Origin of the sequence: Pseudomonas sp. dw_358 (genome assembly GCF_018449655.1) — a bacterium.
In the GTDB taxonomy this organism is placed as follows: Bacteria; Pseudomonadota; Gammaproteobacteria; order Pseudomonadales; family Pseudomonadaceae; genus Aquipseudomonas.
Map to the genome: position 1 here is coordinate 77,546 of NZ_JAAVUX010000005.1, position 23,306 is coordinate 100,851.

At 57.3% G+C, this 23,306-nt stretch carries 22 protein-coding genes; 8 read left to right on the top strand and 14 right to left on the bottom strand.

The genetic code is table 11. From position 1 onward, the window contains the following. Positions 1 to 41 precede the first annotated feature (41 nt). The 8 genes from atpB to HB675_RS09650 all read right to left on the bottom strand — a co-directional run bounded on the left by atpB (position 42) and on the right by HB675_RS09650 (position 7,144). Positions 42 to 911: a F0F1 ATP synthase subunit A gene (gene atpB / locus HB675_RS09615; protein WP_213878071.1), complete on the bottom strand. Its 870-nt coding sequence runs from the start codon at positions 909 to 911 to the stop codon at positions 42 to 44. A gap of 16 nt (positions 912 to 927) precedes the next feature. Then, entirely contained in the window at positions 928 to 1,335 is a 408-nt protein-coding gene (locus HB675_RS09620; RefSeq protein WP_213878072.1) for a F0F1 ATP synthase subunit I, read from the bottom strand. A gap of 147 nt (positions 1,336 to 1,482) precedes the next feature. Beyond that, positions 1,483 to 2,355, bottom strand: coding sequence for a ParB/RepB/Spo0J family partition protein (locus HB675_RS09625; RefSeq protein ID WP_213878073.1), 873 nt, complete (start codon positions 2,353 to 2,355; stop codon positions 1,483 to 1,485). An 8-nt stretch (positions 2,356 to 2,363) separates the two neighbouring features. Beyond that, positions 2,364 to 3,155, bottom strand: coding sequence for a ParA family protein (locus HB675_RS09630; RefSeq protein ID WP_213878074.1), 792 nt, complete (start codon positions 3,153 to 3,155; stop codon positions 2,364 to 2,366). An 18-nt stretch (positions 3,156 to 3,173) separates the two neighbouring features. Then, positions 3,174 to 3,812, bottom strand: coding sequence for a 16S rRNA (guanine(527)-N(7))-methyltransferase RsmG (gene rsmG, locus HB675_RS09635; protein ID WP_213878312.1), 639 nt, complete (start codon positions 3,810 to 3,812; stop codon positions 3,174 to 3,176). A gap of 5 nt (positions 3,813 to 3,817) precedes the next feature. Beyond that, entirely contained in the window at positions 3,818 to 5,710 is a 1,893-nt protein-coding gene (gene mnmG, locus HB675_RS09640) for a tRNA uridine-5-carboxymethylaminomethyl(34) synthesis enzyme MnmG (RefSeq protein WP_213878075.1), read from the bottom strand. A 409-nt stretch (positions 5,711 to 6,119) separates the two neighbouring features. Continuing rightward, positions 6,120 to 6,806, bottom strand: coding sequence for a peptide-methionine (S)-S-oxide reductase MsrA (msrA, locus tag HB675_RS09645; protein WP_213878076.1), 687 nt, complete (start codon positions 6,804 to 6,806; stop codon positions 6,120 to 6,122). Positions 6,807 to 6,868: 62 nt separating this feature from the next. Beyond that, positions 6,869 to 7,144, bottom strand: a complete 276-nt coding sequence (locus HB675_RS09650) for a pentapeptide MXKDX repeat protein (RefSeq protein ID WP_213878077.1) — start codon at positions 7,142 to 7,144, stop codon at positions 6,869 to 6,871. 161 nt (positions 7,145 to 7,305) lie between these two features. On the opposite strand from HB675_RS09650, the gene HB675_RS09655 reads away from it, so the two are divergent. Both HB675_RS09655 and HB675_RS09660 read left to right on the top strand, forming a co-directional pair. Continuing rightward, positions 7,306 to 8,028: a response regulator transcription factor gene (locus tag HB675_RS09655; protein WP_213878078.1), complete on the top strand. Its 723-nt coding sequence runs from the start codon at positions 7,306 to 7,308 to the stop codon at positions 8,026 to 8,028. Next, positions 8,025 to 9,482 (top strand): HAMP domain-containing sensor histidine kinase, encoded by a 1,458-nt coding sequence (locus tag HB675_RS09660; protein ID WP_213878079.1) that lies wholly within the window; start codon positions 8,025 to 8,027, stop codon positions 9,480 to 9,482. The genes HB675_RS09655 and HB675_RS09660 overlap by 4 nt, the downstream gene beginning before the upstream one ends. 15 nt (positions 9,483 to 9,497) lie before the next feature. Here HB675_RS09660 and mnmE read toward each other — a convergent pair whose 3' ends face one another. The 5 genes from mnmE to rpmH all read right to left on the bottom strand — a co-directional run bounded on the left by mnmE (position 9,498) and on the right by rpmH (position 13,449). Further along, positions 9,498 to 10,868 carry a tRNA uridine-5-carboxymethylaminomethyl(34) synthesis GTPase MnmE gene (mnmE, locus tag HB675_RS09665; RefSeq protein WP_213878080.1) on the bottom strand — a complete coding sequence of 457 codons (1,371 nt, stop codon included), beginning with the start codon at positions 10,866 to 10,868 and terminating at the stop codon, positions 9,498 to 9,500. 108 nt (positions 10,869 to 10,976) lie between these two features. Beyond that, the gene (yidC, locus tag HB675_RS09670; RefSeq protein WP_213878081.1) at positions 10,977 to 12,656 is read right to left on the bottom strand and encodes a membrane protein insertase YidC; all 1,680 of its coding nucleotides are present in this window, start codon (positions 12,654 to 12,656) and stop codon (positions 10,977 to 10,979) included. Between the two features lie 2 nt (positions 12,657 to 12,658). After that, positions 12,659 to 12,904, bottom strand: coding sequence for a membrane protein insertion efficiency factor YidD (gene yidD, locus HB675_RS09675; protein ID WP_213878082.1), 246 nt, complete (start codon positions 12,902 to 12,904; stop codon positions 12,659 to 12,661). Beyond that, positions 12,897 to 13,298: a ribonuclease P protein component gene (gene rnpA / locus HB675_RS09680; protein ID WP_213878083.1), complete on the bottom strand. Its 402-nt coding sequence runs from the start codon at positions 13,296 to 13,298 to the stop codon at positions 12,897 to 12,899. The genes yidD and rnpA overlap by 8 nt, the downstream gene beginning before the upstream one ends. A 16-nt stretch (positions 13,299 to 13,314) precedes the next feature. Beyond that, positions 13,315 to 13,449 (bottom strand): 50S ribosomal protein L34, encoded by a 135-nt coding sequence (rpmH, locus tag HB675_RS09685; protein ID WP_043192020.1) that lies wholly within the window; start codon positions 13,447 to 13,449, stop codon positions 13,315 to 13,317. Between the two features lie 608 nt (positions 13,450 to 14,057). Between rpmH and dnaA the strand changes: the two genes are divergently transcribed. The 6 genes from dnaA to HB675_RS09715 all read left to right on the top strand — a co-directional run bounded on the left by dnaA (position 14,058) and on the right by HB675_RS09715 (position 22,063). Further along, the gene (gene dnaA / locus HB675_RS09690; RefSeq protein ID WP_213878084.1) at positions 14,058 to 15,563 is read left to right on the top strand and encodes a chromosomal replication initiator protein DnaA; all 1,506 of its coding nucleotides are present in this window, start codon (positions 14,058 to 14,060) and stop codon (positions 15,561 to 15,563) included. 38 nt (positions 15,564 to 15,601) lie between these two features. Beyond that, the gene (dnaN, locus tag HB675_RS09695; RefSeq protein ID WP_213878085.1) at positions 15,602 to 16,705 is read left to right on the top strand and encodes a DNA polymerase III subunit beta; all 1,104 of its coding nucleotides are present in this window, start codon (positions 15,602 to 15,604) and stop codon (positions 16,703 to 16,705) included. A 19-nt stretch (positions 16,706 to 16,724) separates the two neighbouring features. Next, positions 16,725 to 17,828 carry a DNA replication/repair protein RecF gene (gene recF, locus HB675_RS09700; RefSeq protein ID WP_213878086.1) on the top strand — a complete coding sequence of 368 codons (1,104 nt, stop codon included), beginning with the start codon at positions 16,725 to 16,727 and terminating at the stop codon, positions 17,826 to 17,828. Between the two features lie 4 nt (positions 17,829 to 17,832). Further along, the gene (gyrB, locus tag HB675_RS09705; protein ID WP_213878087.1) at positions 17,833 to 20,250 is read left to right on the top strand and encodes a DNA topoisomerase (ATP-hydrolyzing) subunit B; all 2,418 of its coding nucleotides are present in this window, start codon (positions 17,833 to 17,835) and stop codon (positions 20,248 to 20,250) included. Between the two features lie 171 nt (positions 20,251 to 20,421). Next, the gene (locus HB675_RS09710) at positions 20,422 to 21,474 is read left to right on the top strand and encodes an AAA family ATPase (protein WP_213878088.1); all 1,053 of its coding nucleotides are present in this window, start codon (positions 20,422 to 20,424) and stop codon (positions 21,472 to 21,474) included. After that, complete coding sequence (locus HB675_RS09715) at positions 21,467 to 22,063, top strand: hypothetical protein (RefSeq protein WP_213878089.1); 597 nt, start codon at positions 21,467 to 21,469, stop codon at positions 22,061 to 22,063. Before HB675_RS09710 ends, HB675_RS09715 begins: the two co-directional genes overlap by 8 nt. Before the next feature lie 239 nt (positions 22,064 to 22,302). Here the strand turns inward: HB675_RS09715 and HB675_RS09720 are convergent, their stop codons facing one another. Continuing rightward, positions 22,303 to 23,187 (bottom strand): LysR family transcriptional regulator, encoded by an 885-nt coding sequence (locus HB675_RS09720; protein WP_213878090.1) that lies wholly within the window; start codon positions 23,185 to 23,187, stop codon positions 22,303 to 22,305. Positions 23,188 to 23,306: the final 119 nt, after the last annotated feature.

Below are 23,306 nucleotides of genomic sequence, written 5' to 3' on the forward strand. Positions count from 1 at the left end.
ACCGAAGCGGCTGGGGCATCAGATACGCCCTAGAGCAGATCTTAATGATTGTCTTCGTGTGCCATCGAAAGGTAGACGATGGTCAGCATCATGAAGATGAACGCCTGCAAGGTGATGATCAGGATGTGGAAGACTGCCCACGCCCATTGCAGGACAACCCCCAGGCCACTCAGCCAGAGCAGACCGCTGCCGAACATCACGGCGATCAGGATGAACACAAGTTCGCCAGCATACATGTTGCCGAACAGCCGCAGTGCCAGCGAAATAGGCTTGGCGATCAGGGTCACGAATTCCAGCAGGAAGTTGACCGGGATCAGCAGGATCTGCAGGAAAATGTTCTTGCTGCCGAACGGGTGCAGAGTCAGTTCGCCGATGAAACCGCCCAGGCCCTTGATCTTGATGCTGTAGAAAATGATCAGAGCAAACACGCAGAAGGCCATGGCCAGCGTGGCGTTCGGGTCAGTGGTGGAGACCGCACGGAACGGAATCTCGTGGTCGCCGCTGATTTTCGCCGCCAACTGGGGAATCCAGTCCACGGGCACCAGGTCGATGGCGTTCATCATGAACACCCAGACGAAGATAGTCAGGGCCAGAGGGGCAATCACGGCGCTGCGGCCATGGAAGCTGTCCTTGACGCTGCCATCGATAAACTCGACCAGCACTTCCACGAAATTCTGCAACGGGCCCGGTACGCCGGAAGTGGCCGCCTTGCCTGCCATGCGGAAAATCAGCACGAAGATCAGGCCCAGGGCAACAGACCAGCCCAAGGTGTCGACGTGGAAGGCCCAGAAGCCCATTGCCTTGGCTTCTGCTGCGGAGTGGGCAAAGCCCCAGCCGCCGCCGGGTATCTGACCGAAGGTCAGGTTCTGCAAGTGGTGCTGGATATAGCCCGAAGCGGATTCTGCTGCCATGGTTGCCTCAAACGCCCTAAGGTCTCGAAAGTCTTGTTCTCATTAGCAGGGGAGCAAACCAGCTGACCGCCTGGGTCAGCAGGAAAACGCCGAATACTGCCAATGGCATCAACGGCTTCACGCCTGCAAACGTAAGTGCAAAGAGCACTGCCGTCAAAATCAGTTTGCCCGCCTCGCCGGCATAAAAAGACCGGACGATGGCTTGAGCGGCACGGGCCCCGGTAAACCGGAATGCCTTGTGTGCAAAATAAATATTAGGTAGCAAAACTATCAGCCCTCCGCAGAGGCCTGAGTACCCGGCTACGACTCCTCGCCATTGCCACAGCGCCACGGCTGCAATCAATAACACGATCAATTGAGCCAGCAGTACCGGAAAAACCGCCAGGCGATGAAACGGCAAGCGGTTTGGCGTGCGGGTTTCCATCGCAATTGCTCCTGAAGCATCGGCACGCCAAAAACAATAACTTGGCATAATTTGTGCCGACAAAATGCGCGCAGAGTATAGGGGCGGTTAAGCCCCTATTCAACTGTCGGATATTGATTTCCGACTGCTCGCCGTAATTAGATTGTTTCAACGAATGTGCGCAAGCACACCTTGGAGCTCGTCAAGGGAATTGTAACGAATTACGAGTTGCCCTTTGCCTTTCTGCCCATGGCGAATCTGCACCGCAGAGCCCAGCCGCTCTGCCAAGCGCTGCTCAAGGCGAGTGATGTCCGGATCGGCCTTGACCGGTTCCGCCACCTCCGGTTTGCCGCTCAACCATTGACGCACCAAGGCCTCCGTCTGACGAACCGTCAGGCCCCGTGCGACAACGTGTCGCGCACCTTCAACCTGCTGGTCTTCAGGCAAACCCAGCAATGCACGGGCATGTCCCATTTCCAGGTCGCCATGGCTAAGCATGGTCTTGATCACTTCGGGCAGGGCAATCAGACGCAGCAGGTTGGCCACCGTCACGCGGGACTTGCCCACTGCATCGGCGACCTGTTGCTGGGTCAGCTGGAACTCCTGCTGCAAGCGCTGCAGGGCCACGGCTTCTTCCACCGGGTTGAGGTCTTCGCGCTGGATATTCTCGATCAACGCCATGGCAATCGCGGTCTCGTCCGGCACATCGCGCACCATGGCCGGAATGGTTTCCAACCCGGCTTGCTGCGAAGCGCGCCAGCGCCTTTCACCGGCAATGATCTCGAAACGATTGCCAGCAATCGGGCGTACCACGATCGGCTGCATCACACCTTGGCTCTTGATCGAATGCGCCAACTCTTCCAGCGCCTGCGGGTCCATGTCGCGGCGCGGCTGATATTTGCCGCGCTGGATGACGTCCAGCGGCAGATGCTGCAGCTCTTTCTGGTCGATCTGAACAGCCTGCTCTTCCAGAGAGCTGACGGTGGGCCCGCTGAGCAGGGCGTCCAGTCCACGTCCTAGACCTCGTTTCTTGACGGCCATGGGATTCCTTAAGTTGCCGCTGCAGTGCGGAGTTGACGACGTTGACGCCGAACCATTTCGCCGGCCAGGGCCAGATACGCCAGGGCACCACGGGATTGCTTGTCGTACGCCAGAGCGGGCATGCCGAAGCTTGGCGCCTCGGCCAGACGGATGTTGCGCGGGATCACCGTGTCGTAAAGCTGATCGCCGAAATGCTCCTTGAGCTGGGCCGAGACATCGTTGATCAAGCTCAGACGTGGATCGTACATGGTCCGCAACAGCCCTTCGATCTGCAGCTTGGGGTTTAGCAGCTCGCCAATGCGCTTGATGTTATCCACAAGGTCGCTCAGCCCTTCAAGGGCGAAGTACTCACACTGCATGGGGATGATCACGCCATCGGCCGCGACCAACGCGTTGAGCGTGAGCATGGACAATGACGGCGGGCAGTCAATCAGGATGTAGTCATAGTTCTCGCGAATCGGCTCCAGCGCGCTGCGCAGACGGCTTTCCTTCATCTGCATTTCCAGCAGCACCACTTCGGCCGCCGTCAGGTCACGGTTGGCCGGCAGCAGCTGGTATCCGCCGTGCTCGGAAAAGTGCATGGCCTGGGCCAGATCGCACTCTCCGATCAAGACGTCGTAGATGGAGTTTTCCAGCGCGTGCTTGTCCACACCACTGCCCATGGTGGCATTGCCCTGGGGATCAAGGTCGATCAGCAGCACACGGCGCTTGGTCGCCACCAGCGATGCTGCGAGGTTGATGCAGGTGGTCGTCTTGCCGACGCCACCCTTCTGGTTCGCTATCGCGAATACCTTAGCCATTCTTGCGTGTGTTCCCAATCATGCCGTGCGGCGCAGTATCAGCAGATGCCGTTGGCCTTGGCAACCGGGTACGGTCAGTGCCTGCGCGCTGTCGAGGTGAAAATCTGTCGGCAATGCTACCAGTTCGTCGGCAGGATGCAGCCCTTTCATGGCCAACCAGCGTGTTTGCTGGTCACCAAGGTGGCGAGTCCAGTTGCTGAAATCTTCCAGGCTGCTGAAAGCCCTGGAGACAATACCGGAGAATGGCTGCTCCGGTTGCAAGTCTTCGACCCGACTGTGGATAACTTGCAGGTTGGCGAGCTTGAGCTCCAACTTCACCTGGGTCTGAAAGCGGGTCTTCTTGCCGTTGCTGTCCAGTGTGGTTATCTGCTTCTCGGGAAACAGGATCGCCAGCGGGATACCGGGCATGCCGCCACCGCTGCCGACGTCCAGCCATCTGGCACTGTCGCCGATGTACGGGACGATGCTTAAGCTATCGAGCAGATGCCGCGAGACCATTTCGTCCGGATTGCGCACAGCCGTGAGGTTGTAGGCCTTGTTCCACTTGATCAGCAGCGCCAGGTAGGCAAGGAGCTGGGCATGCTGCTGCTCACTCAACGTTATCCCCAGCTGCTGCGCGCCCTGGGCCAATTCCTGCGAATGCTGCTCGGTAACCATGGAACTCAAGCGCTTTGCTCCAGCTCGCGGCCAGCGCCGCGTTTTTTCAGGTGGATCATCAGCAGGGAAATGGCTGCCGGCGTGACACCGGGAATGCGCGAGGCTTGCCCCAAGGTCTGCGGACGCGTGGCGCCCAGCTTGCTCTGGATCTCCTTGGACAGCCCGGTGATCGCCAGGTAATCGATATCCACAGGCAGCGGTGTGTTTTCACTGGCGCGCAGACGAGCGATTTCATCCTGCTGACGGTCGATGTAACCCGCGTATTTGGTTTTGATCTCGACCTGTTCAGCGACCTGTTGATCATCCGCTCCGCCGCCGGTGATTTCCACCAGCGCAGCGTAGTCGATCTCCGGCCGGCTTAGCAGGTTCATCAGGTTGTATTCGTGGGCCAGCGGAGTGCCGAACTTCGCGCCAATGGCATCGCCCAACGGCGTGTTCGGCCGTACCCAAGTGCTTTTCAGACGCTGCTCTTCCACGGCGATGGCATCGCGCTTGATGCAGAACGCCGCCCAGCGCTGGTCATCGACAAGCCCCAGTTCCCGGCCTTTTTCAGTCAGACGCAGATCGGCATTGTCTTCACGCAGGATCAGCCGGTACTCCGCACGGGAAGTGAACATCCGGTACGGCTCCTGGGTGCCCAGTGTGATCAGGTCATCCACAAGCACACCGATGTACGCTTCATCGCGGCGTGGGCACCAGCTTTCTCGACCCTGGGCACGCAACGCGGCGTTGGCACCCGCCAACAGACCTTGCGCACCGGCTTCTTCGTAACCGGTCGTACCGTTGATCTGCCCAGCAAAGAACAGGCCGCCGATGACTTTGGTTTCCAGGCTGTATTTCAGGTCGCGCGGGTCGAAGTAGTCGTACTCAATGGCGTACCCGGGTCGCACGATATGGGCGTTTTCCATCCCGCGGATCGAGCGCACGATCTGCAACTGCACGTCGAAGGGCAGCGAGGTGGAAATGCCGTTGGGGTATAGCTCATGGGTGGTCAGGCCTTCCGGCTCGATGAACACCTGATGGCTTTCCTTGTCGGCGAAGCGATGGATCTTGTCTTCGATCGACGGGCAATACCGTGGTCCCACGCCCTCGATCACCCCGGAGTACATCGGCGACCGGTCCAGGTTGGCAGCAATGATTTCGTGGGTACGCGCGTTGGTGTGGGTAATCCAGCAACTGACCTGGCGGGGGTGAAGTTCCTTGGAGCCCATGAACGACATGACCGGGATCGGTGTATCGCCCGGCTGTTCGGTCATCACCGAGAAGTCCACGGATTTTCCGTCGATGCGCGGCGGCGTGCCGGTCTTCAGGCGACCCACTCGCAAAGGCAGCTCGCGCAAACGGTGGGCCAGGGCAATCGACGGCGGATCACCGGCACGTCCGCCGGAATAGTTCTGCATGCCGATGTGGATAAGTCCCCCGAGGAAGGTCCCGGTGGTCAACACCACAGCGTCTGCGAGGAAGCGAAGACCCATCTGGGTCACCACGCCACGCACCTGATCCTGTTCGACAATCAGATCATCACAGGCCTGCTGAAATATCCACAGGTTCGGCTGATTCTCGAGGATTTCCCGTACCGCCGCCTTGTACAGAATACGGTCGGCCTGGGCGCGAGTCGCCCGCACCGCCGGGCCCTTGCGGTTGTTCAGTACACGAAACTGGATACCGCCCTTGTCGGTGGCCAGCGCCATGGCACCACCGAGCGCATCGATCTCTTTGACCAAATGGCTCTTGCCGATGCCGCCGATGGCCGGGTTGCAGCTCATCTGCCCCAAGGTTTCCACATTATGTGTCAACAGCAGGGTTTTTGCGCCCATGCGTGCCGACGCAAGCGCAGCCTCGGTTCCGGCATGGCCGCCGCCGATGACGATCACTTCAAAACGGGAAGGGTAATCCACCACGCACCTCGTGCCTGTTGATAGGGATTAATTGGATAGCCGACAAGTATAGGGACTTCACCCCCTCGAAAGGAACCGTCTGGCCAAAAAATAGCCAGCTGCGAGGACGGGTGGAAAACCGACGGGATAAAAGAAATAAAAAAGAGAGAAATTTATTAAAGCTTTATTTTTATGTTTATATTTATAGAGGCACATTTCTGTGGATAGATCTATACAGGCCTTTATTTGTCTAATGTACAGAGAAATTAAAGGTTGTGCTCATGTGCCTCTGAGGGCTCTTGATAACCGAGCTAAGCCTGTGGATTAAAGTGATGGTTATGCACAGGGTGGGTTGTCTTCAGCTTTCAAGCCCGGTTATCAACCGAGCTGAAGGCTAGTTTTCCACAGGGCTTATTTTGGCTTGGGGACATCATTCCTTCACCAATACCGGCTTTTGTTCGTAATGACTGGCGAATACCTTGGCCAGATTGGCGACTTTAGGTTGGTCATTGATGGCGATATAGGGTGCGTCGGGGTGCAGGGTCAGGTAATTCTGGTGGTAGCCTTCGGCGGGGTAGAAGGTCTTGTTGTCTTCGATGGTGGTGGCCAGCGGCTTCGAGTACACCCCGGTGCCATTGAGCTGACTGATGTACGCTTGAGCCACCTGATGCTGCTCGGGTGTCTGGGCGAACACCGTCGAGCGGTATTGGCTGCCACTGTCGGGGCCCTGCCGGTCACGCTCGGTGGGGTCATGCACCACTGAAAAGTAGATCTGCAGCAGTTGGCCATAACTCACCTGACTGGGGTCGAAGGTGACTTGCACTGATTCGGCATGCCCGGTACCTCCTTCACCAACCTGTTCGTAGTGGGCGGTCTGCGGCTGACCACCGGTGTAGCCAGACACCGCTTGGCTTACGCCTTTGACATGTTGGTAAACGCCCTGAACGCCCCAGAAGCAGCCGCCGGCGAACACGGCGGTCTCTGTGTGGGCCGTTGTCACCGGTTCATCCACAGTTGGCGCCGGAATCACGAATACTTCACCGGCTGCCTGCGCACAGCTGGCGCAGATGCCGACCGCCAGTGCCATCAGCGCACTCGTCCATCCTGTCTTGATCATCTTCAACCTCGTCGGTGGATAAGACCGGTCGCCGAGTGTTCAGCACCGGTCACAGGTAGTGATTATTTGGCGGTGTCGTCCTTTTTCATCATGTCGTCCTTGCCCATGGTGTCCTTGGTCATGCCATCTTTCTTCATCATGGTGCCGTTGCTCATCGCGCCTTTGCTCATGGTGTCTTTGGACATGGCGTCTTTCTTGGTCATGCTGTCCTTGCTCATGGCGCCCTTACTCATGCTGTCATTGGACATCGAGTCGTTGCTCGTGGTGTCGGCGGCCCAAACGCTGCCCGCACCGACGGCCAGACAGAGGGACATGACAGCGGCAGATAGAGTTTTCATGGTAGTGCTCCTTGGTTGGTCACTCGCCAATGCGGCGACTGGCAATGAGTATTGGCCGCCTGCGGTCGCCAAGTCCTCACGCACATTTAAATTAAATGTGATAACTCCCCTCTCGGTATTTGGCGACAATGAGCCTTCGTTCACTGCCAGGAACTGCCCTCATGGATCGGCTGAAACACGTACTGATCGTCGAAGACGATGCGCATATCGCCGATCTGCTGCGCCTGCACCTGCGCGATGAAGGGTATGTGGTCGAACACGCTGCGGACGGTAACGAAGGCGTGCGCATGCTTGAGCAGGGCAACTGGGATGCACTGATTCTCGACCTGATGCTGCCGGGCGTGGATGGTCTGGAGATCTGCAAGCGCGCTCGAGCGATGGCGCAGTACACGCCGATCATCATCACCAGCGCCCGATCCAGTGAAGTGCACCGTATTCTGGGGCTTGAGCTGGGGGCCGATGACTACCTGGCCAAGCCGTTCTCCATGCTGGAACTGGTGGCCCGGGTGCGTGCATTGCTGCGCCGCACCGATGCCCTGGCGAAAAATGCGCGCATGGAATCGGGGCAGTTGATGATCAACGGGCTAAGCATTGATCCGCTGGCCCGTGAAGCGAACCTGCTGGGCAAGCCGCTGGGGCTGACGCCACGAGAGTTCGATCTGCTGTATTTCTTCGCTCGTCACCCCGACAAGGTGTTCTCCCGCATGGACCTGCTCAACGAGGTCTGGGGTTATCAACATGATGGCTACGAACACACGGTGAACACCCACATCAATCGCCTGCGTACCAAGATCGAGGACGACCCGGCCGCGCCCACCCGGATTCTCACGGTCTGGGGCAGAGGCTATAAATTCACCGCAGCGGCCGCCGGGGCGCAGACATGAAGCGCCTGAGCCTCAGCCAGCGGCTGTCGATGGTCTTCGCTGTGCTGCTGCTGGCATGCAGCGGTGTATCCGTGTGGCTGCAGGTGCAAGCCAACACCCGTCACGACCAGGAAATGGTCCAGCGATTGTCGGCCGGGCTGGCGGGTCATATCGCCGGGACCGCGCAACTGATGGACAGCGCCGGCTGGCGGCCGGACGCGGTGCGGGCGCTCTTCGACCAACTGATGGCGGTGAATCCGGCCGTGGAAGTGTACCTGCTCTCCAAGGATGGCCATGTCGTCGGCAACGCAGCTCCGGAAGGCCATCTGCAGCGGGACCAGGTGTCGCTGGGTCCGGTGCGCGAATTGCTGTCGGGGGCCAGCCTGCCGATATTTGGTGATGATCCACGCAGCCGCGATGGTCTGAAGGTATTCAGCGTAGCGCCCGTACAGGTCAATGGTCATGAAGGCGGTTACGTCTATGTGATCCTCCAGGGCGAGGCTCGGGATGCCTTGGCGGCCAATGTCTCGGGCAACGGAATATTGCGCACGACGCTGTGGGCCATGGGCATCATGGCGGCCTTGAGCCTGGTGATGGGGCTGGTGGCTTTTCGCCTGATTACTCGGCCACTGCGTGCGTTGACCGGTGAAGTGCGGTCGTTGAGCGTCGACGGTCAATCGATCGCCGAAGCGTCCCATGAAACGGTGAACGGTGATGAAATTGCCACCCTGCGCGGCGCATTCGCGCAGATGCGCTTGCGGATTTCCGAGCAGTGGGCCGAGTTGACCCGTCAGGATCAACAGCGTCGAGACATGCTGGCAAACATTTCCCACGATTTGCGTACGCCCATGACGTCACTTCATGGCTATCTGGAGACCCTGAGGCTCAAGGACCACCTGCTGACCAGTGAAGAGCGTCGGCGTTACCTCGATGTCGCCTTGGGGCAAAGCCGCAAGGTGGGTCGGTTGGCCCAGGAGCTGTTCGAATTGGCGCGGCTTGAGTCCGGGTTAGTGCAACCGGAAGCCGAAAATTTTGCCTTGCCGGACCTGGTCCAGGACGTCCTGCAAAAATTTGAACTGGCTGCCGAGGCCCGTCGCCAGCAGTTGCTTGTGGATATCCCCACAACACTGAACGTCGTGCGCAGTGATCTGGGCATGATTGAGCGAGTGCTCACCAACCTGCTGGACAACGCCATTCGCCATAACCCGCCTGGCACGCAGATTCGTTTGCGATTGATTCAGGAAAACAGTCGGGTGCGGGTGGAGGTCAGCGACAATGGCAGCGGTATTGCCCCCGAGTTGCGCGAAGGTCTGTTTTCCCGAGTTTCGGCACTGCGTCGGCCGGTTTCCAGCGAGAGCGGCGGATTGGGGCTGATCATTGTGCAGCGGATGCTGCAGCTCAATGGCAGCGAGATTCGGCTTGTGGACAAAACAGCATCAGGTACGACCTTTCAGTTTGATCTTGCCTGTGCATAACTGGACAGTCTCGCTTCACTTACCAATGCAGAAGCTCGAAAAAATTCGTCCCAGCAGATCATCCGAGCTGAATGCGCCTGTGATTTCACCCAAGACCTGCTGCGCCATGCGCAAATCCTCTGCCAGCAACTCCCCTGCCCCGGCCAACGTCAGCTGGTCGCGGCCATGCTGAAGATATCCACAGGCCCGCTGTAAAGCATCCAAGTGACGCCGGCGCGCGCTGAAGCTGCTTTCGGCGGTCTGTTGATAACCCATGCAGGCTTTCAAGTGCTCGCGCAGTAGCTCAAGGCCCTCGCCAGTCGATTTGGCACTCAGGCTGATAGTGACATGACCGTCTTCACTCTGCTGCAGGCTCACGGCCTCTCCCGTCAGGTCCGCTTTGTTGCGGATCAGCGTAACTTTTCCAGCATCCGGCCGGTTTTCGAGGAATTCCGGCCACAGTGCGAAAGGATCATCGGCCTCTGGTGCCGTCGCATCCACCACCAGCAATACACGATCAGCTTCACCAATGGCCTTGAGTGCTCGCTCCACACCGATTTTTTCGACCTGGTCATCGGTGTCGCGCAGCCCGGCGGTGTCCACTACGTGCAACGGCATGCCATCAATGTGGATATGTTCCCGCAGCACATCTCGAGTGGTCCCGGCGATATCGGTGACAATGGCCGCTTCACGCCCCGCCAACAGGTTCAGCAAGCTCGACTTGCCGGCGTTAGGGCGCCCGGCGATCACTACGGTCATGCCATCGCGCAGCAATGCGCCCTGCCCGGCTTCGCGCTTGACTGTGGATAAATCACTGCGCACTTGGTCGAGCATGCTCAAGACTTTGCCGTCGGCGAGAAAGTCGATTTCCTCCTCAGGAAAGTCGATCGCTGCTTCGACGTAAATACGCAACCCGATCAGTTGCTCGGTCAAGTGATGCACACGCCGGGAAAATTCGCCCTGCAATGAGCGCAAGGCATTGCGCGCGGCTTGGGTCGAACTGGCTTCGATCAGGTCGGCAATCGCTTCGGCCTGGGCCAGGTCGAGCTTGTCGTTGAGGAAAGCGCGTTCGCTGAATTCCCCGGGGCGTGCCAGCCGGCAACCCAGTTCGATGCAGCGCTGCAACAGCATGTCCAGCACGATCGGGCCGCCGTGCCCCTGAAGTTCGAGCACATCTTCACCGGTGAACGAGTTAGGGCCAGGGAAATAAAGAGCCAGTCCTTCATCGAGCACCTCGTTTTCGGCGGCTTTCATCGGACCGTAATGAGCATACCGAGGCTTGAGATTCCGGCCGGTGATCGCCAACGCAGCCTTGCTGGCCAGCGGTCCGGACAAGCGGACGATACCCACCCCACCGCGGCCTTGGGCGGTGGCGATGGCAGCGATGGTGTCACGAGCAGTGTTCATGGGAGGTCCTCGGCGTGTATCGGCAGTATGAAACATCAGGCAGCAAAACGCCCCACGAGGGGGCGTTTTATCCACAGGCAGGATCAGGTGGGCACCTGATTTATCCCGTCAGGCGGCGGCTTTCTTCTTGGCGGCGTTCTCGATGCTGCGCGTAATGTACGCTTGTTGCAGGATCGACAACGTGTTGTTGGTGATCCAGTACATCACCAGACCCGCAGGGAACCACAGGAAGAAGAAGGTGAAGACGATTGGCATCAACTTCATTACCTTGGCTTGCATCGGATCCGGGGGTGCCGGGTTCAGACGCTGCTGGATGAACATGGTCGCCCCCATGATGATCGGCAGGATGAAGAACGGATCCTTGATCGACAGGTCGGTGATCCACAACAGCCAAGGTGCCTGGCGCATTTCAACGCTTTCGAGCAGTACCCAGTACAGTGAAAGGAAGACCGGCATCTGCACCACGATCGGCAAGCAGCCACCGAGGGGGTTGATCTTCTCTTTCTTGTACAGCTCCATCATGGCTTGCGACATTTTCTGCCGGTCATCGCCATGTTGTTCCTTGAGCTGTGCCACTTTCGGCGCCACACCGCGCATCCGCGCCATGGACTTGTAGCTGGCCGCCGAGAGTGGGAAAAACAGCATTTTGATCAGGAAGGTCAGGCAGATAATCGAGAAGCCCCAGTTACCGAGGATCGCGTGAATGTGCTTGAGCAACCAGAAGATCGGTTGGGCAATGAACCACAGGTGGCCGTAGTCGACCGTCAACTCCAGGCCTGGGGACAACGCGGCCAGTTTGTCCTGGATTTTCGGACCGGCATACAGCGTGCTCGACGTCTCGACCTTGGCACCCGGTGCGGCAGTCAGAGTAGGCCCTGTAAAACCGATGATGTAGTTGCCTTGACTGTCCTTGCGGGTCGACATGACGTTGCTGTCGGACTTCTGTGGAATCCAGGCAGTTACAAAATAGTGCTGCAACCAAGCTACCCAGCCACCTTGTTCGGTTTCTTTCAGGTTGCCTTTGTCCATGTCTTTCATGGATACCTTGGTGTACGGCTGGTTGGCCGTCCACAAGGCCGCGCCCAGGAAGGTAGCGGTGCTGGTGGCGGTGCTGGCCGACGGATCGGCGCTGGCGTCACGCTTGAGCTGGGCAAACAGGTTACCCGACCAAGGCTGAGCGCTCTGGTTGTCGATCAAGTAAGAGACGACCAGGTCGTATTCGCCGCGCTTGAAGCTGAAACGCTTGATGTAGTTGACGCCGGCGTCGGTGAACTTCAGGTCCACCACCAGTTGATCCTGGCCATCGACCATCTGATAGCTTTTCTGTGCCGAAGTGAACAGGGGGCGGCCGGTACTGCGCGCATCGGGGCCGTTGGCGCCGATCAGACCACTTTGCGCTTCATAAACACGCTCGCCGCCGTTATCGAACAGCTGGAACGGAACGTCCGGATGGTCTTGGCGGCGTGGGTATTTGGGCAGCGTCAACTGCACAACATCACCACCCACAGGGTCGATAGCCAGATCGATGACGTCGGTGTTGACCCGGATCAGGTCTTTGCTGACCGCGACAGGCGCGGCAACTGCGGCGGCGTTGGGCTCCGGATTGGCGCTCGGGACGTCAGTATTGGCTGGCGTAGACGGGCTTACGCCTGGCACATCCGCAGGGGAATTGCTGGCAACATTCTGAGTCGGCATGGGCGCCTGACCATAGTCCTGGTTCCATTTCAGGACCATGACGTAGGCCACGATTGCCAGTGCGACGATCAGGATCGTGCGTTTAATATCCATGATTACTCGGCTATCGAAGAAATACGGGGTGATGGAGCTGTCGGAACCGGATCGTAGCCTCCGGCGTTCCATGGGTGGCAACGCCCGATGCGACGCAGGGACAGCCAGCCGCCGCGCAGAATGCCATGAACTTCGATGGCTTCCAACGCGTAGCAGGAACAAGAGGGGTAGAAACGACAGTGATTTGCCATTAACGGGCTAATGGCGTAGCGATAGAACTGGATCGGCAGGATCACCAGTTTACGCATCTTGACTGCCCACCCCTTCAGATACGGCGTTGACCGTCGGAACGGGCCGACTGCGTGCGAGGCGCTTCCAGAGTTTGCCAAAATGCTGGTGCAACTCCGGGTTTTCAACGTCGCCCAAACCCTTTCGCGCGACAATGACGATGTCCCAGCCCACCAGAATCTCCTGGTGAAGACGAAACGAGTCACGCATCAGGCGCTTCAGACGATTGCGCTCAACGGAGAGCTTGACGCTTTTTTTCCCGATGACCAGCCCGAGACGGGGATGATCGAGACCGTTTTCACGCGCAAGGAGCAGGAGGTTTTTCCCTGGAACCTTGCCGGATGGGGAGTCGAAGACTGCTTTGAAGTGCCGGGCGGTCAGAAGACGCTTTTCCCGACTGAAGTCCTGACTCACCCCCTGTGCCGAATGATCAAACTGCCAGACGCTTACGGCCCTTGGCGCGACGACGCGACAGGACGGTACGGCCGTTTTTGGTGGCCATGCGAGCACGGAAACCGTGGGTGCGGGCGCGCTTGATGGTGCTGGGTTGGAAAGTACGTTTCATGGCGTGTTACCTGGTTCGTCCACAACGGGCCGGAATGGCCCCCGTTTTAAGAGACCGGCGATTCTAGTGAATGCAGGGGCTCAGGTCAATTTCCAACCCCCTATTACTTTGCAAGCCGGTTACCGCCGGTCTGGTAACCCCTGCCGTCGTTTCTATCAAATGACTGGATTTGATGGACGCTCAACATAAAATTAAGGAAGAACCTTTTTTAAAGCTTTTTTGTAAAGCTTATAGATATTAAGCAGGCGAATTTCTGTGGATAAGTCTCTACAGACCTTATTTTACCTCATGTACAGAGATGGGGTAGCTTGTCGAGAAGCGGTGCTGCGGCTGTGTGGCACCTTCGGATAAGCTGTGCATGAAAGCGTCACTTATCAACAGCCTGTTTATCCACAGGTTTCCACCCCCGGTTGTGCAGAACCCTCATGCATGGTTATGCACAGGGTTTATCCACACGGCTTCGGCGCGTTATTTCGTCATCCATGACGCCCTTGCCACCTATTCAGTAGGTGCTGCGTGTGGATAAGTCCTGCGCACGCCGGTACAATGGCCGCTGTTTTTGCCTCCCGGCTTTTCACCATCCCGGCTTTCGATATCAGGGGAACTCCGTGTCAGTGGAACTTTGGCAGCAGTGCGTAGAACTTCTGCGCGATGAACTGCCTGCCCAGCAATTCAACACCTGGATCCGTCCGCTACAGGTCGAAGCCGAAGGCGACGAGTTGCGTGTCTATGCACCCAACCGGTTCGTTCTGGACTGGGTAAACGAGAAATACCTGAGTCGGTTGCTGGAACTGCTGGGTGAGCATGGGGGTGGCTTGGCGCCAGCGTTGTCGTTGTTGATCGGCAGCCGGCGCAGTTCGGCGCCGCGTGCGGCACCCAATGCGCCGTTGGCTGCCTCGGCGGCGGCTCAAGTTCAGCAGACGCCGCCGGTCTCCGTAACGATCGAACCCGCGGCCAATGCTGTCTATACCCCGGCAGTCGTTGATGCCGAGCCCTCCCGAGACAGTTTCGACTCGATGGCCGGTGCCAGCTCGCAGCCGGCCCCGGTGCGTGCCGAGCAGCGCAACGTTCAGGTTGAAGGCGCGCTCAAGCACACCAGTTATCTGAATCGAACGTTCACCTTCGAGAACTTTGTCGAAGGCAAGTCGAACCAGCTGGCGCGGGCTGCCGCCTGGCAAGTGGCCGACAACCCCAAGCATGGCTACAACCCGCTATTTCTTTACGGCGGCGTTGGCCTGGGTAAAACCCACTTGATGCATGCGGTGGGTAACCATCTGTTAAAGAAGAACCCGAACGCCAAAGTCGTCTACCTGCACTCCGAGCGCTTCGTTGCGGACATGGTCAAGGCGTTGCAGCTCAATGCCATTAATGAGTTCAAGCGTTTCTACCGTTCGGTGGATGCACTGCTTATCGATGACATTCAGTTTTTTGCCCGCAAGGAACGTTCCCAGGAGGAATTTTTCCACACCTTCAATGCGTTGCTCGAAGGCGGTCAGCAGGTCATTCTGACCAGCGACCGATACCCCAAGGAAATCGAGGGTCTGGAAGAACGCCTGAAGTCTCGCTTCGGCTGGGGTCTGACGGTTGCCGTCGAACCGCCCGAGCTTGAGACCCGTGTCGCGATCCTGATGAAGAAGGCCGATCAGGCCAAGGTCGAGCTGCCTCACGATGCGGCGTTCTTCATTGCCCAGCGTATCCGTTCGAACGTCCGTGAACTTGAGGGCGCGCTCAAACGTGTCATCGCTCACTCCCACTTCATGGGCCGCGACATCACCATCGAATTGATCCGTGAGTCGCTCAAGGATCTACTGGCCTTGCAGGACAAGCTGGTGAGTGTGGATAACATTCAGCGCACGGTGGCCGAGTACTACAAGATCAAGATTTCCGATCTGTTGTCCAAACGTCGCTCGCGTTCGGTGGCGCGGCCGCGTCAGGTGGCCATGGCATTGTCCAAGGAACTGACCAACCACAGCTTGCCGGAGATCGGCGACGTGTTTGGTGGGCGCGATCACACCACCGTGCTGCACGCGTGCAGAAAGATCAACGAATTGAAAGAATCCGATGCGGACATCCGCGAGGACTACAAGAACCTGCTGCGTACTCTGACCACGTGATGATGTCGATGCAGCTTATCAAGGCAAGGGACTAGACCATGCATTTCACCATTCAACGCGAAGCCCTGTTGAAGCCACTGCAACTGGTCGCCGGCGTCGTCGAGCGCCGCCAGACCCTGCCGGTGTTGTCCAACGTATTGCTGGTTGTCGAAGGCCAGCAGTTGTCATTGACCGGTACCGATCTTGAAGTCGAACTGGTAGGCCGCGTGCAATTGGAAGAGTCCGCCGAGCCGGGTGAAATCACCGTACCTGCGCGCAAGCTGATGGACATCTGCAAAAGCCTGCCCAACGACGCGTTGATTGACATCAAGGTCGATGACGCCAAGCTGGTGGTCAAGGCCGGGCGCAGCCGCTTCACCCTGTCCACGCTGCCGGCAAACGATTTTCCCACCGTGGAAGAAGGTCCAGGCTCATTGACCTGCAGCCTGGCGCAGAGCAAGCTGCGCCGCTTGATCGAGCGCACCAGCTTCGCCATGGCTCAACAGGACGTGCGTTACTACCTGAACGGCATGTTACTGGAAGTTTCTGCGGGAATCATGCGTGCGGTCGCTACCGACGGTCATCGCTTGGCCATGTGTTCCATGCAGGCGGATATCGGTCAGCCGGATCGCCATCAGGTCATCGTGCCGCGCAAAGGGATTCTGGAACTGGCGCGGTTGCTCACCGAGCCGGATGGCCTGGTCAGCATCGTTCTGGGTCAGCACCACATCCGTGCGACGACCGGTGAATTCACGTTCACTTCGAAATTGGTTGACGGCAAATTTCCCGACTACGAGCGCGTGCTGCCCAAAGGCGGTGACAAGCTGGTGCTGGGTGATCGTCAGGCGTTGCGCGAAGCCTTCAGCCGTACTGCCATTTTGTCCAACGAAAAGTACCGCGGCATTCGTCTGCAATTGGCAACCGGCCAGCTGAAGATCCAGGCCAATAACCCCGAGCAGGAAGAGGCCGAGGAGGAAATCGGCGTCGACTACACCGGCGGTGATCTGGAAATCGGTTTTAACGTCAGCTATTTGCTCGACGTGCTGGGGGTGATGACCACTGAACAGGTACGCTTGATCTTGTCCGATTCCAACAGCAGCGCGCTGGTTCAGGAGTCCGACAACGACGACTCGGCCTACGTTGTCATGCCTATGCGCCTATAGTCCGGCCAGTAGACTCCAGATGTCACTCAGCCGTGTTGCTGTCACCGCGGTGCGTAATCTGCACCCGGTGACCTTCTCCCCCTCCCCCCGCATCAACATCCTCTACGGTGACAACGGCAGCGGCAAGACCAGCGTGCTTGAAGCGATTCATTTACTTGGACTGGCGCGTTCCTTTCGCAGCGCGCGCCTGTTGCCCGTCATCCAGCATGAGCAGTCCGCGTGCACCGTGTTCGGCCAGGTGGAACTGGCCGAGGGCGGTCACAGCAGCCTGGGGGTTTCCCGCGATCGGCAAAGCGAGTTCACCATTCGCATCGATGGCCAGAATGCCCGCAGTGCGGCTCAACTGGCCGAAATTCTGCCCTTGCAACTGATCAATCCAGACAGCTTCCGCTTGCTCGAAGGTGCGCCGAAGGTGCGCAGGCAGTTCCTGGATTGGGGAGTGTTCCACGTGGAACCTCGTTTCATGTCGACGTGGCAGCGCTTGCAGAAGGCGCTCAAGCAACGGAACTCGTGGCTTCGGCATGGTACACTTGACGTCGCGTCTCAAGCGGCCTGGGACAGAGAACTGACCTTGGCCAGCACCGAGATCGACGAGTTTCGTCGGGCCTATATCAAGGCGTTGAAGCCGGTGTTCGAGCAGACGCTCAGCGAGCTCCTCGACCTGGAAGGTTTGACGCTTAGCTATTACCGAGGATGGGACAAGGACCGCGAATTGTCGGAAGTACTCGCGACGTCCTTGTACCGTGACCAGCAGATGGGTCATACGCAAGCTGGCCCTCAACGCGCTGATTTGCGCCTCCGGATGGGGACGAACAACGCGGCCGATATACTTTCCCGCGGCCAACAGAAACTGGTGGTGTGTGCGCTGCGAATTGCCCAAGGGCATTTGGTCAGCCAAGCCAAACGCGGTCAGTGTATCTATCTGGTCGACGACCTGCCCTCCGAGCTGGATGAGCAGCATCGTCGATCGCTATGCAGATTATTGGAAGACTTACGCTGCCAGGTATTCATCACCTGTGTAGATCATGAATTGTTGCGGGATGGCTGGCAGATGGAAACGCCAGTTGCCTTGTTCCACGTGGAACAAGGCCGTATTACCCAGACCCACGACCATCGGGAGTGAAGGCATGAGCGAAAATCAAACGTACGATTCCTCCAGCATCAAGGTGCTGAAAGGGTTGGATGCCGTACGCAAACGTCCCGGTATGTACATCGGCGACACTGATGATGGTAGCGGCTTGCACCACATGGTGTTCGAGGTTGTCGACAACTCCATCGACGAAGCCTTGGCGGGTCACTGCGACGACATCACCATTATCATTCACCCGGATGAATCCATCACGGTACGCGACAACGGCCGCGGCATCCCGGTCGATGTGCATAAAGAAGAAGGCGTTTCGGCAGCCGAGGTCATCATGACCGTGCTGCACGCCGGCGGTAAGTTCGACGACAACTCCTACAAAGTCTCCGGTGGCCTACACGGCGTGGGCGTCTCGGTCGTGAACGCATTGTCCGAAACCTTGGTGCTCACGGTGCGCCGCAGCGGCAAGCTGTGGGAACAGACCTATGTGCACGGCGTGCCTCAGGCGCCCATGGCGATCATTGGCGAAAGCGATCACACCGGTACACAGATTCATTTCAAGCCATCGGACGCGACGTTCAAGAATATCCACTTCAGCTGGGACATTCTGGCCAAGCGGATTCGTGAACTGTCTTTCCTCAACTCGGGTGTCGGCATCCTGTTGAGGGATGAGCGTTCGGGCAAGGAAGAGCTGTTCAAGTACGAAGGTGGATTGCGCGCGTTTGTCGAGTACCTCAACACCAACAAGACGCCGGTCAACGAGGTGTTTCACTTCAACGTCCAGCGTGAAGATGGCGTGGGTGTCGAAGTTGCCCTGCAATGGAACGACAGCTTCAACGAAAACCTGTTGTGCTTTACCAACAACATTCCTCAGCGGGATGGTGGTACCCACTTGGTGGGCTTCCGTTCGGCACTGACCCGCAACCTGAACAACTACATCGAGCAGGAAGGTCTGGCGAAGAAGCATAAGGTCGCCACCACTGGTGATGATGCGCGAGAAGGCCTGACCGCGATTATCTCGGTCAAAGTACCGGACCCCAAGTTCAGCTCGCAGACCAAGGACAAGCTGGTTTCCTCGGAGGTGAAAACTGCCGTCGAGCAAGAGATGGGCAAGTATTTCTCCGACTTCCTGCTGGAGAACCCCAACGAAGCCAAGGCCGTGGTCGGCAAGATGATCGATGCTGCGCGTGCGCGTGAAGCTGCCCGCAAGGCTCGCGAGATGACTCGTCGCAAAGGCGCACTGGACATCGCTGGTTTGCCCGGCAAACTGGCCGACTGTCAGGAGAAGGATCCTGCCCTTTCCGAACTGTACCTGGTGGAAGGTGACTCCGCCGGTGGCTCTGCCAAACAGGGCCGGAACCGTCGGACTCAGGCTATCTTGCCGCTCAAGGGCAAGATCCTCAACGTCGAAAAAGCGCGCTTCGACAAGATGATCTCGTCTCAGGAAGTCGGCACGCTGATCACCGCGCTGGGCTGTGGCATCGGTCGTGAGGAATACAACATCGACAAGCTGCGTTACCACAACATCATCATCATGACCGATGCCGACGTTGACGGTTCGCACATCCGTACCTTGCTGTTGACCTTCTTCTTCCGCCAGTTACCCGAGCTGATCGAGCGTGGCTATATCTATATTGCCCAGCCGCCGCTGTACAAGGTCAAGAAAGGCAAGCAAGAGCAGTACATCAAGGACGACGAGGCCATGGAAGAATACATGACCCAATCGGCCCTGGAAGACGCCAGCTTGCACCTGAATGACTCGGCTCCGGGCATTTCCGGCGAGGCGCTGGAGCGCCTGGTCAACGACTTCCGTATGGTCATGAAGACCCTCAAGCGCCTATCACGCCTGTACCCACAAGAGCTCACCGAACACTTCGTGTACCTGCCAGCGGTGTCGCTTGAACAGCTTTCCGATCACGCTGTCATGCAAGGCTGGCTGGACAAGTTCGATGCCCGCCTGCGCAACACGGAAAAATCCGGTCTGGTCTACAAGGCAAGTCTGCGTGAAGACCGCGAGCGCAACGTCTGGCTGCCAGAAGTGGAGATCACTTCACACGGTCTCGCCAGCTACGTTACCTTTAACCGTGATTTCTTTGGCAGCAACGATTACAAGACCGTCACGGCCTTGGGGGCGCAGCTCACCAGTCTGCTGGACGAGGGTGCTTACATCAAACGCGGCGAGCGCAAGAAAGCGGTAGTCGAGTTCAAGGAAGCCCTCGACTGGCTCATGGCCGAAAGCACCAAGCGCCATACCATCCAGCGCTACAAAGGGCTGGGCGAGATGAACCCCGACCAGCTGTGGGAAACCACCATGGACCCGGCGGTCCGTCGCATGCTCAAGGTCACCATTGAAGATGCCATCGGTGCAGACCAGATCTTCAACACCTTGATGGGCGATGCGGTGGAACCTCGTCGCGAGTTCATCGAGAGCAACGCATTGGCGGTGTCGAACCTGGATTTCTGATTCATGTCGATGGGCACATCAAGTGTCGCAAGTGGGCGGATTATTGTCGCCTGGTTATAAAAAACCCCAGCCTCAAAGGCTGGGGTTTTTGTTTTGGGTACTAATCATGAGTGATACTATTTCTGGAAAGGGAATATCTATGAAATCTCCGCATGAGGAATTGCCGCTCCTATGCTGAAAAAAATCAGCGTCAAAAATTTCACAGTTTTTCGTGAGTTGAGCCTGAATTGTTGCTCAGGACTGAACATCGTCGTCGGCGAAAATGGCATGGGGAAGACGCATCTGTTGAAAGCTGCGTATGCCCTGATTGCTACTGCTGCTGAAGCTGCCAAAAAGCCAAACTCAGCTGATCCTACCAAAACGCATTTACAAAAAGCCTATGCCGAAAAGTTGATTGGGGTCTTTAGGCCTGAATCGGTAGGTAGGCTTGCTCGACGAAAACAAGGTCGAGATCGCTGTGAGATTTCGCTTTCGTTCGATGAAGTGGCCTTTGACACCACGATTAGCTTTGCCACCAGCGCCAAAACCGATGTTCAGATCGAAAAGCTGCCTTCCCGTTGGGACAAGCAAAGCCCGCTGTATATCCCTACTAGGGAGCTACTCACGATTTTTCCTGGTTTTGTTTCGGTGTATGAGGGGCACTATCTAGAGTTCGAAGAAACGTGGCGTGATACGTGTATTCACTTAGGTGCTCCGACATTGAAAGGCCCTAGAGAAAAGCGCGCAAGCGAGCTACTGAAGCCTATTGAGCAGGCTATGGGCGGGAAGGTCATTTTAGATACAAACGGGCGTTTCTATCTGAAAATTCCCGGCAGTGGCACCATGGAGATGCCTCTGGTAGCCGAGGGACTAAGGAAACTGGCAATGCTTGCCCGCCTGATCGCAACAGGGTCGGTGCTCGACAAAGGATATCTATTTTGGGATGAGCCTGAGGCCAACCTTAACCCACGCTTGATTCTTTTGGTTGCCACAGTCATCCACACGCTTGCGAAACAAGGGGTACAGGTTTTCATTGCTACACACAGCTTCTTTTTACTTAAGGAGCTAGACCTGTTGGCGCGCCAAGACCCCTACCCCCTTCGTTTTTGGGGGCTGCAACGCGAAGAAGCTTCAGAAGGAGTTTTTGTTGAAGAGGTCGAGTCCTTGAAGGAGTTGACGAATCTCGTGGCCCTTGATGAAGAGCTTGCTCAGTATGACCGCGAACTGAGCCTCGCCAATGGTTGATATCGTAGAAGGAGGGCTGACTTTTTCATTTGGGGCTGGCTGGCAGGCAATCAAATATGATGAAACGGCTTGGTACGCCAATCAGATGAGGAGCGGAGGTAGCGGGCTTAAGGCCATGGATATTCTGGCGTGCAAGCAAAACAGCCATTGGTGGATAGAAATAAAAGACTGCGATGGGCACGAGACAGCAAGCACCCCTAGGATTTCTCCTGCTGATCCAGTCGGGGTAGATCAGACAAGGGCCTGGATCAATACTCAGAACTTTGCAGGGTCAGTCAAAGCTCAACGAAAGAAGCTGTTTATCATCGATGAGGTGATGCAGAAATTTCGGGATACCCTGACCAGCGCTGTTGTGGCTCAAAGACTTCGGAGTGCCGAGTTGCACCCGTTCATTGCGCCCTCTCACACCAATGAATCGCTTGTTATTGTTCTTGTTCTTACGTGGGGGCTTCCCGATTACGCTCGCCTAGCTTCGCGGTTGCAGCAAAAGCTGAACACAGCACTTGTGCCCTACGGCATGACCGGATTTGTGGTTAATCAAAACTGCCAAGTGCCTGGGCTTGATCCTGCGATAACCCGAACGGTTTGAGTATTGTTCAGCCCCTGCTCAACCAGACGAACATAGCTGGAATTTTGGAAACGTCAATAATTCTGGCTGCAAATCAGGCAAACGACTTTTTATCTGGCACAATTGCGACAGGAATGATGGCCATTTTCGTTCCCAGCCTGAGATTTCGCAAGGTCGAGAAACGACACTTAATGTGCCCATCGACATTCAGCGTTCCAGCCAAAAAAAAGCCCGGCACTGAGTGCCGGGCTTTTTGTTGCTTACCCCGCCAACTCCTCCCGTGCGCCCTCGCACAGCGCCACCAGATAATCCCAGACCACCCGTAGCCGCACCGACTTGTGCAGCTCGCGGCGGGTACTGATCCAATAGCTCCTCTGAATGGTCTCCTGCGGTAGTACCCTCACCAAGACGGGGTCAGGGCGCGCCATGTAGTTGGGGAGCACTGCAATCCCCAGCCCCGCCCTCGCCGCCTGCTGCTGGGCAATCACACTGGTGCTGCGAAACACCACATTCGGATTGCGACAGAAGCTGTTGAGAAACAGCAGTTCTTCACTGAACAACAGATCATCCACGTAACCGATCCAATCATGTCGGGCCAGGTCTTCGCGATGCTGCAAGGGTGACGAGCGCACCAGATAGTCCGGGCTGGCGTACAGCGCCAGTTTGTAATCGGTCAGTTTGCGGGTGATCAGTTGATCAGCTGTCGGGCGATCGAGATGGATGCTGATTTCAGCTTCGCGGTTAAGAATACTGACGAACCGAGGCACAGCCACCAGCTCCACCTCCAGACCGGGATAGCGTTCATAGAGACTGCGAATCCGCGGCGCGATAAACATGATCCCGATGCCCTCGGTCACCCCCAGGCGAATCTTGCCCAAGGGTGCAATGGACTGGGTGATTTCTTCCTGGGCCAACAGTGCCACGTTTTCCATAGCCTCCGCATGTTTGAGTAATGCGTGTCCTGCGGGTGTCAGCTCGTGTCCTTGGGCATGCTGTATGAATAGCGCCGTTCCCAGGTGTTGCTCGATGGATTCTATGTGCCTGGCCACTGTGCTGTGGGTGGTGCCCAGGCGCTTGGCCGCCGTGAGCAAGCGGCCACTGCGTTGAAGTTCGAGAAAGTATTTGAGGTCGTTCCAATCGAACATGCTGCACCTCTAGATAATACAGGTGTGCGAAAACGCACAGCCCATGGGTGAAAACACTCGTTTCGCTCTCGAAGTTAAGCACTACCATGAGGAGGTACAAAAATAATAAACAGGCGTGA

What these genes read in the sequence shown, in the direction of transcription:
- HB675_RS09620 (WP_213878072.1), bottom strand. Translation starts at nt 1,335, where the DNA reads ATGGAAACCCGCACGCCAAACCGCTTGCCGTTTCATCGCCTGGCGGTT.
- msrA (WP_213878076.1), bottom strand. Translation starts at nt 6,806, where the DNA reads ATGATCAAGACAGGATGGACGAGTGCGCTGATGGCACTGGCGGTCGGC.
- yidC (WP_213878081.1), bottom strand. Translation starts at nt 12,656, where the DNA reads ATGGATATTAAACGCACGATCCTGATCGTCGCACTGGCAATCGTGGCC.
- atpB (WP_213878071.1), bottom strand. Translation starts at nt 911, where the DNA reads ATGGCAGCAGAATCCGCTTCGGGCTATATCCAGCACCACTTGCAGAAC.
- HB675_RS09630 (WP_213878074.1), bottom strand. Translation starts at nt 3,155, where the DNA reads ATGGCTAAGGTATTCGCGATAGCGAACCAGAAGGGTGGCGTCGGCAAG.
- gyrB (WP_213878087.1), top strand. Translation starts at nt 17,833, where the DNA reads ATGAGCGAAAATCAAACGTACGATTCCTCCAGCATCAAGGTGCTGAAA.
- rpmH (WP_043192020.1), bottom strand. Translation starts at nt 13,449, where the DNA reads ATGAAACGTACTTTCCAACCCAGCACCATCAAGCGCGCCCGCACCCAC.
- rsmG (WP_213878312.1), bottom strand. Translation starts at nt 3,812, where the DNA reads ATGGTTACCGAGCAGCATTCGCAGGAATTGGCCCAGGGCGCGCAGCAG.
- HB675_RS09650 (WP_213878077.1), bottom strand. Translation starts at nt 7,144, where the DNA reads ATGAAAACTCTATCTGCCGCTGTCATGTCCCTCTGTCTGGCCGTCGGT.
- HB675_RS09625 (WP_213878073.1), bottom strand. Translation starts at nt 2,355, where the DNA reads ATGGCCGTCAAGAAACGAGGTCTAGGACGTGGACTGGACGCCCTGCTC.
- HB675_RS09660 (WP_213878079.1), top strand. Translation starts at nt 8,025, where the DNA reads ATGAAGCGCCTGAGCCTCAGCCAGCGGCTGTCGATGGTCTTCGCTGTG.
- HB675_RS09720 (WP_213878090.1), bottom strand. Translation starts at nt 23,187, where the DNA reads ATGTTCGATTGGAACGACCTCAAATACTTTCTCGAACTTCAACGCAGT.
- HB675_RS09715 (WP_213878089.1), top strand. Translation starts at nt 21,467, where the DNA reads ATGGTTGATATCGTAGAAGGAGGGCTGACTTTTTCATTTGGGGCTGGC.
- dnaN (WP_213878085.1), top strand. Translation starts at nt 15,602, where the DNA reads ATGCATTTCACCATTCAACGCGAAGCCCTGTTGAAGCCACTGCAACTG.
- mnmE (WP_213878080.1), bottom strand. Translation starts at nt 10,868, where the DNA reads ATGAACACTGCTCGTGACACCATCGCTGCCATCGCCACCGCCCAAGGC.
- yidD (WP_213878082.1), bottom strand. Translation starts at nt 12,904, where the DNA reads ATGCGTAAACTGGTGATCCTGCCGATCCAGTTCTATCGCTACGCCATT.
- HB675_RS09710 (WP_213878088.1), top strand. Translation starts at nt 20,422, where the DNA reads ATGCTGAAAAAAATCAGCGTCAAAAATTTCACAGTTTTTCGTGAGTTG.
- HB675_RS09655 (WP_213878078.1), top strand. Translation starts at nt 7,306, where the DNA reads ATGGATCGGCTGAAACACGTACTGATCGTCGAAGACGATGCGCATATC.
- recF (WP_213878086.1), top strand. Translation starts at nt 16,725, where the DNA reads ATGTCACTCAGCCGTGTTGCTGTCACCGCGGTGCGTAATCTGCACCCG.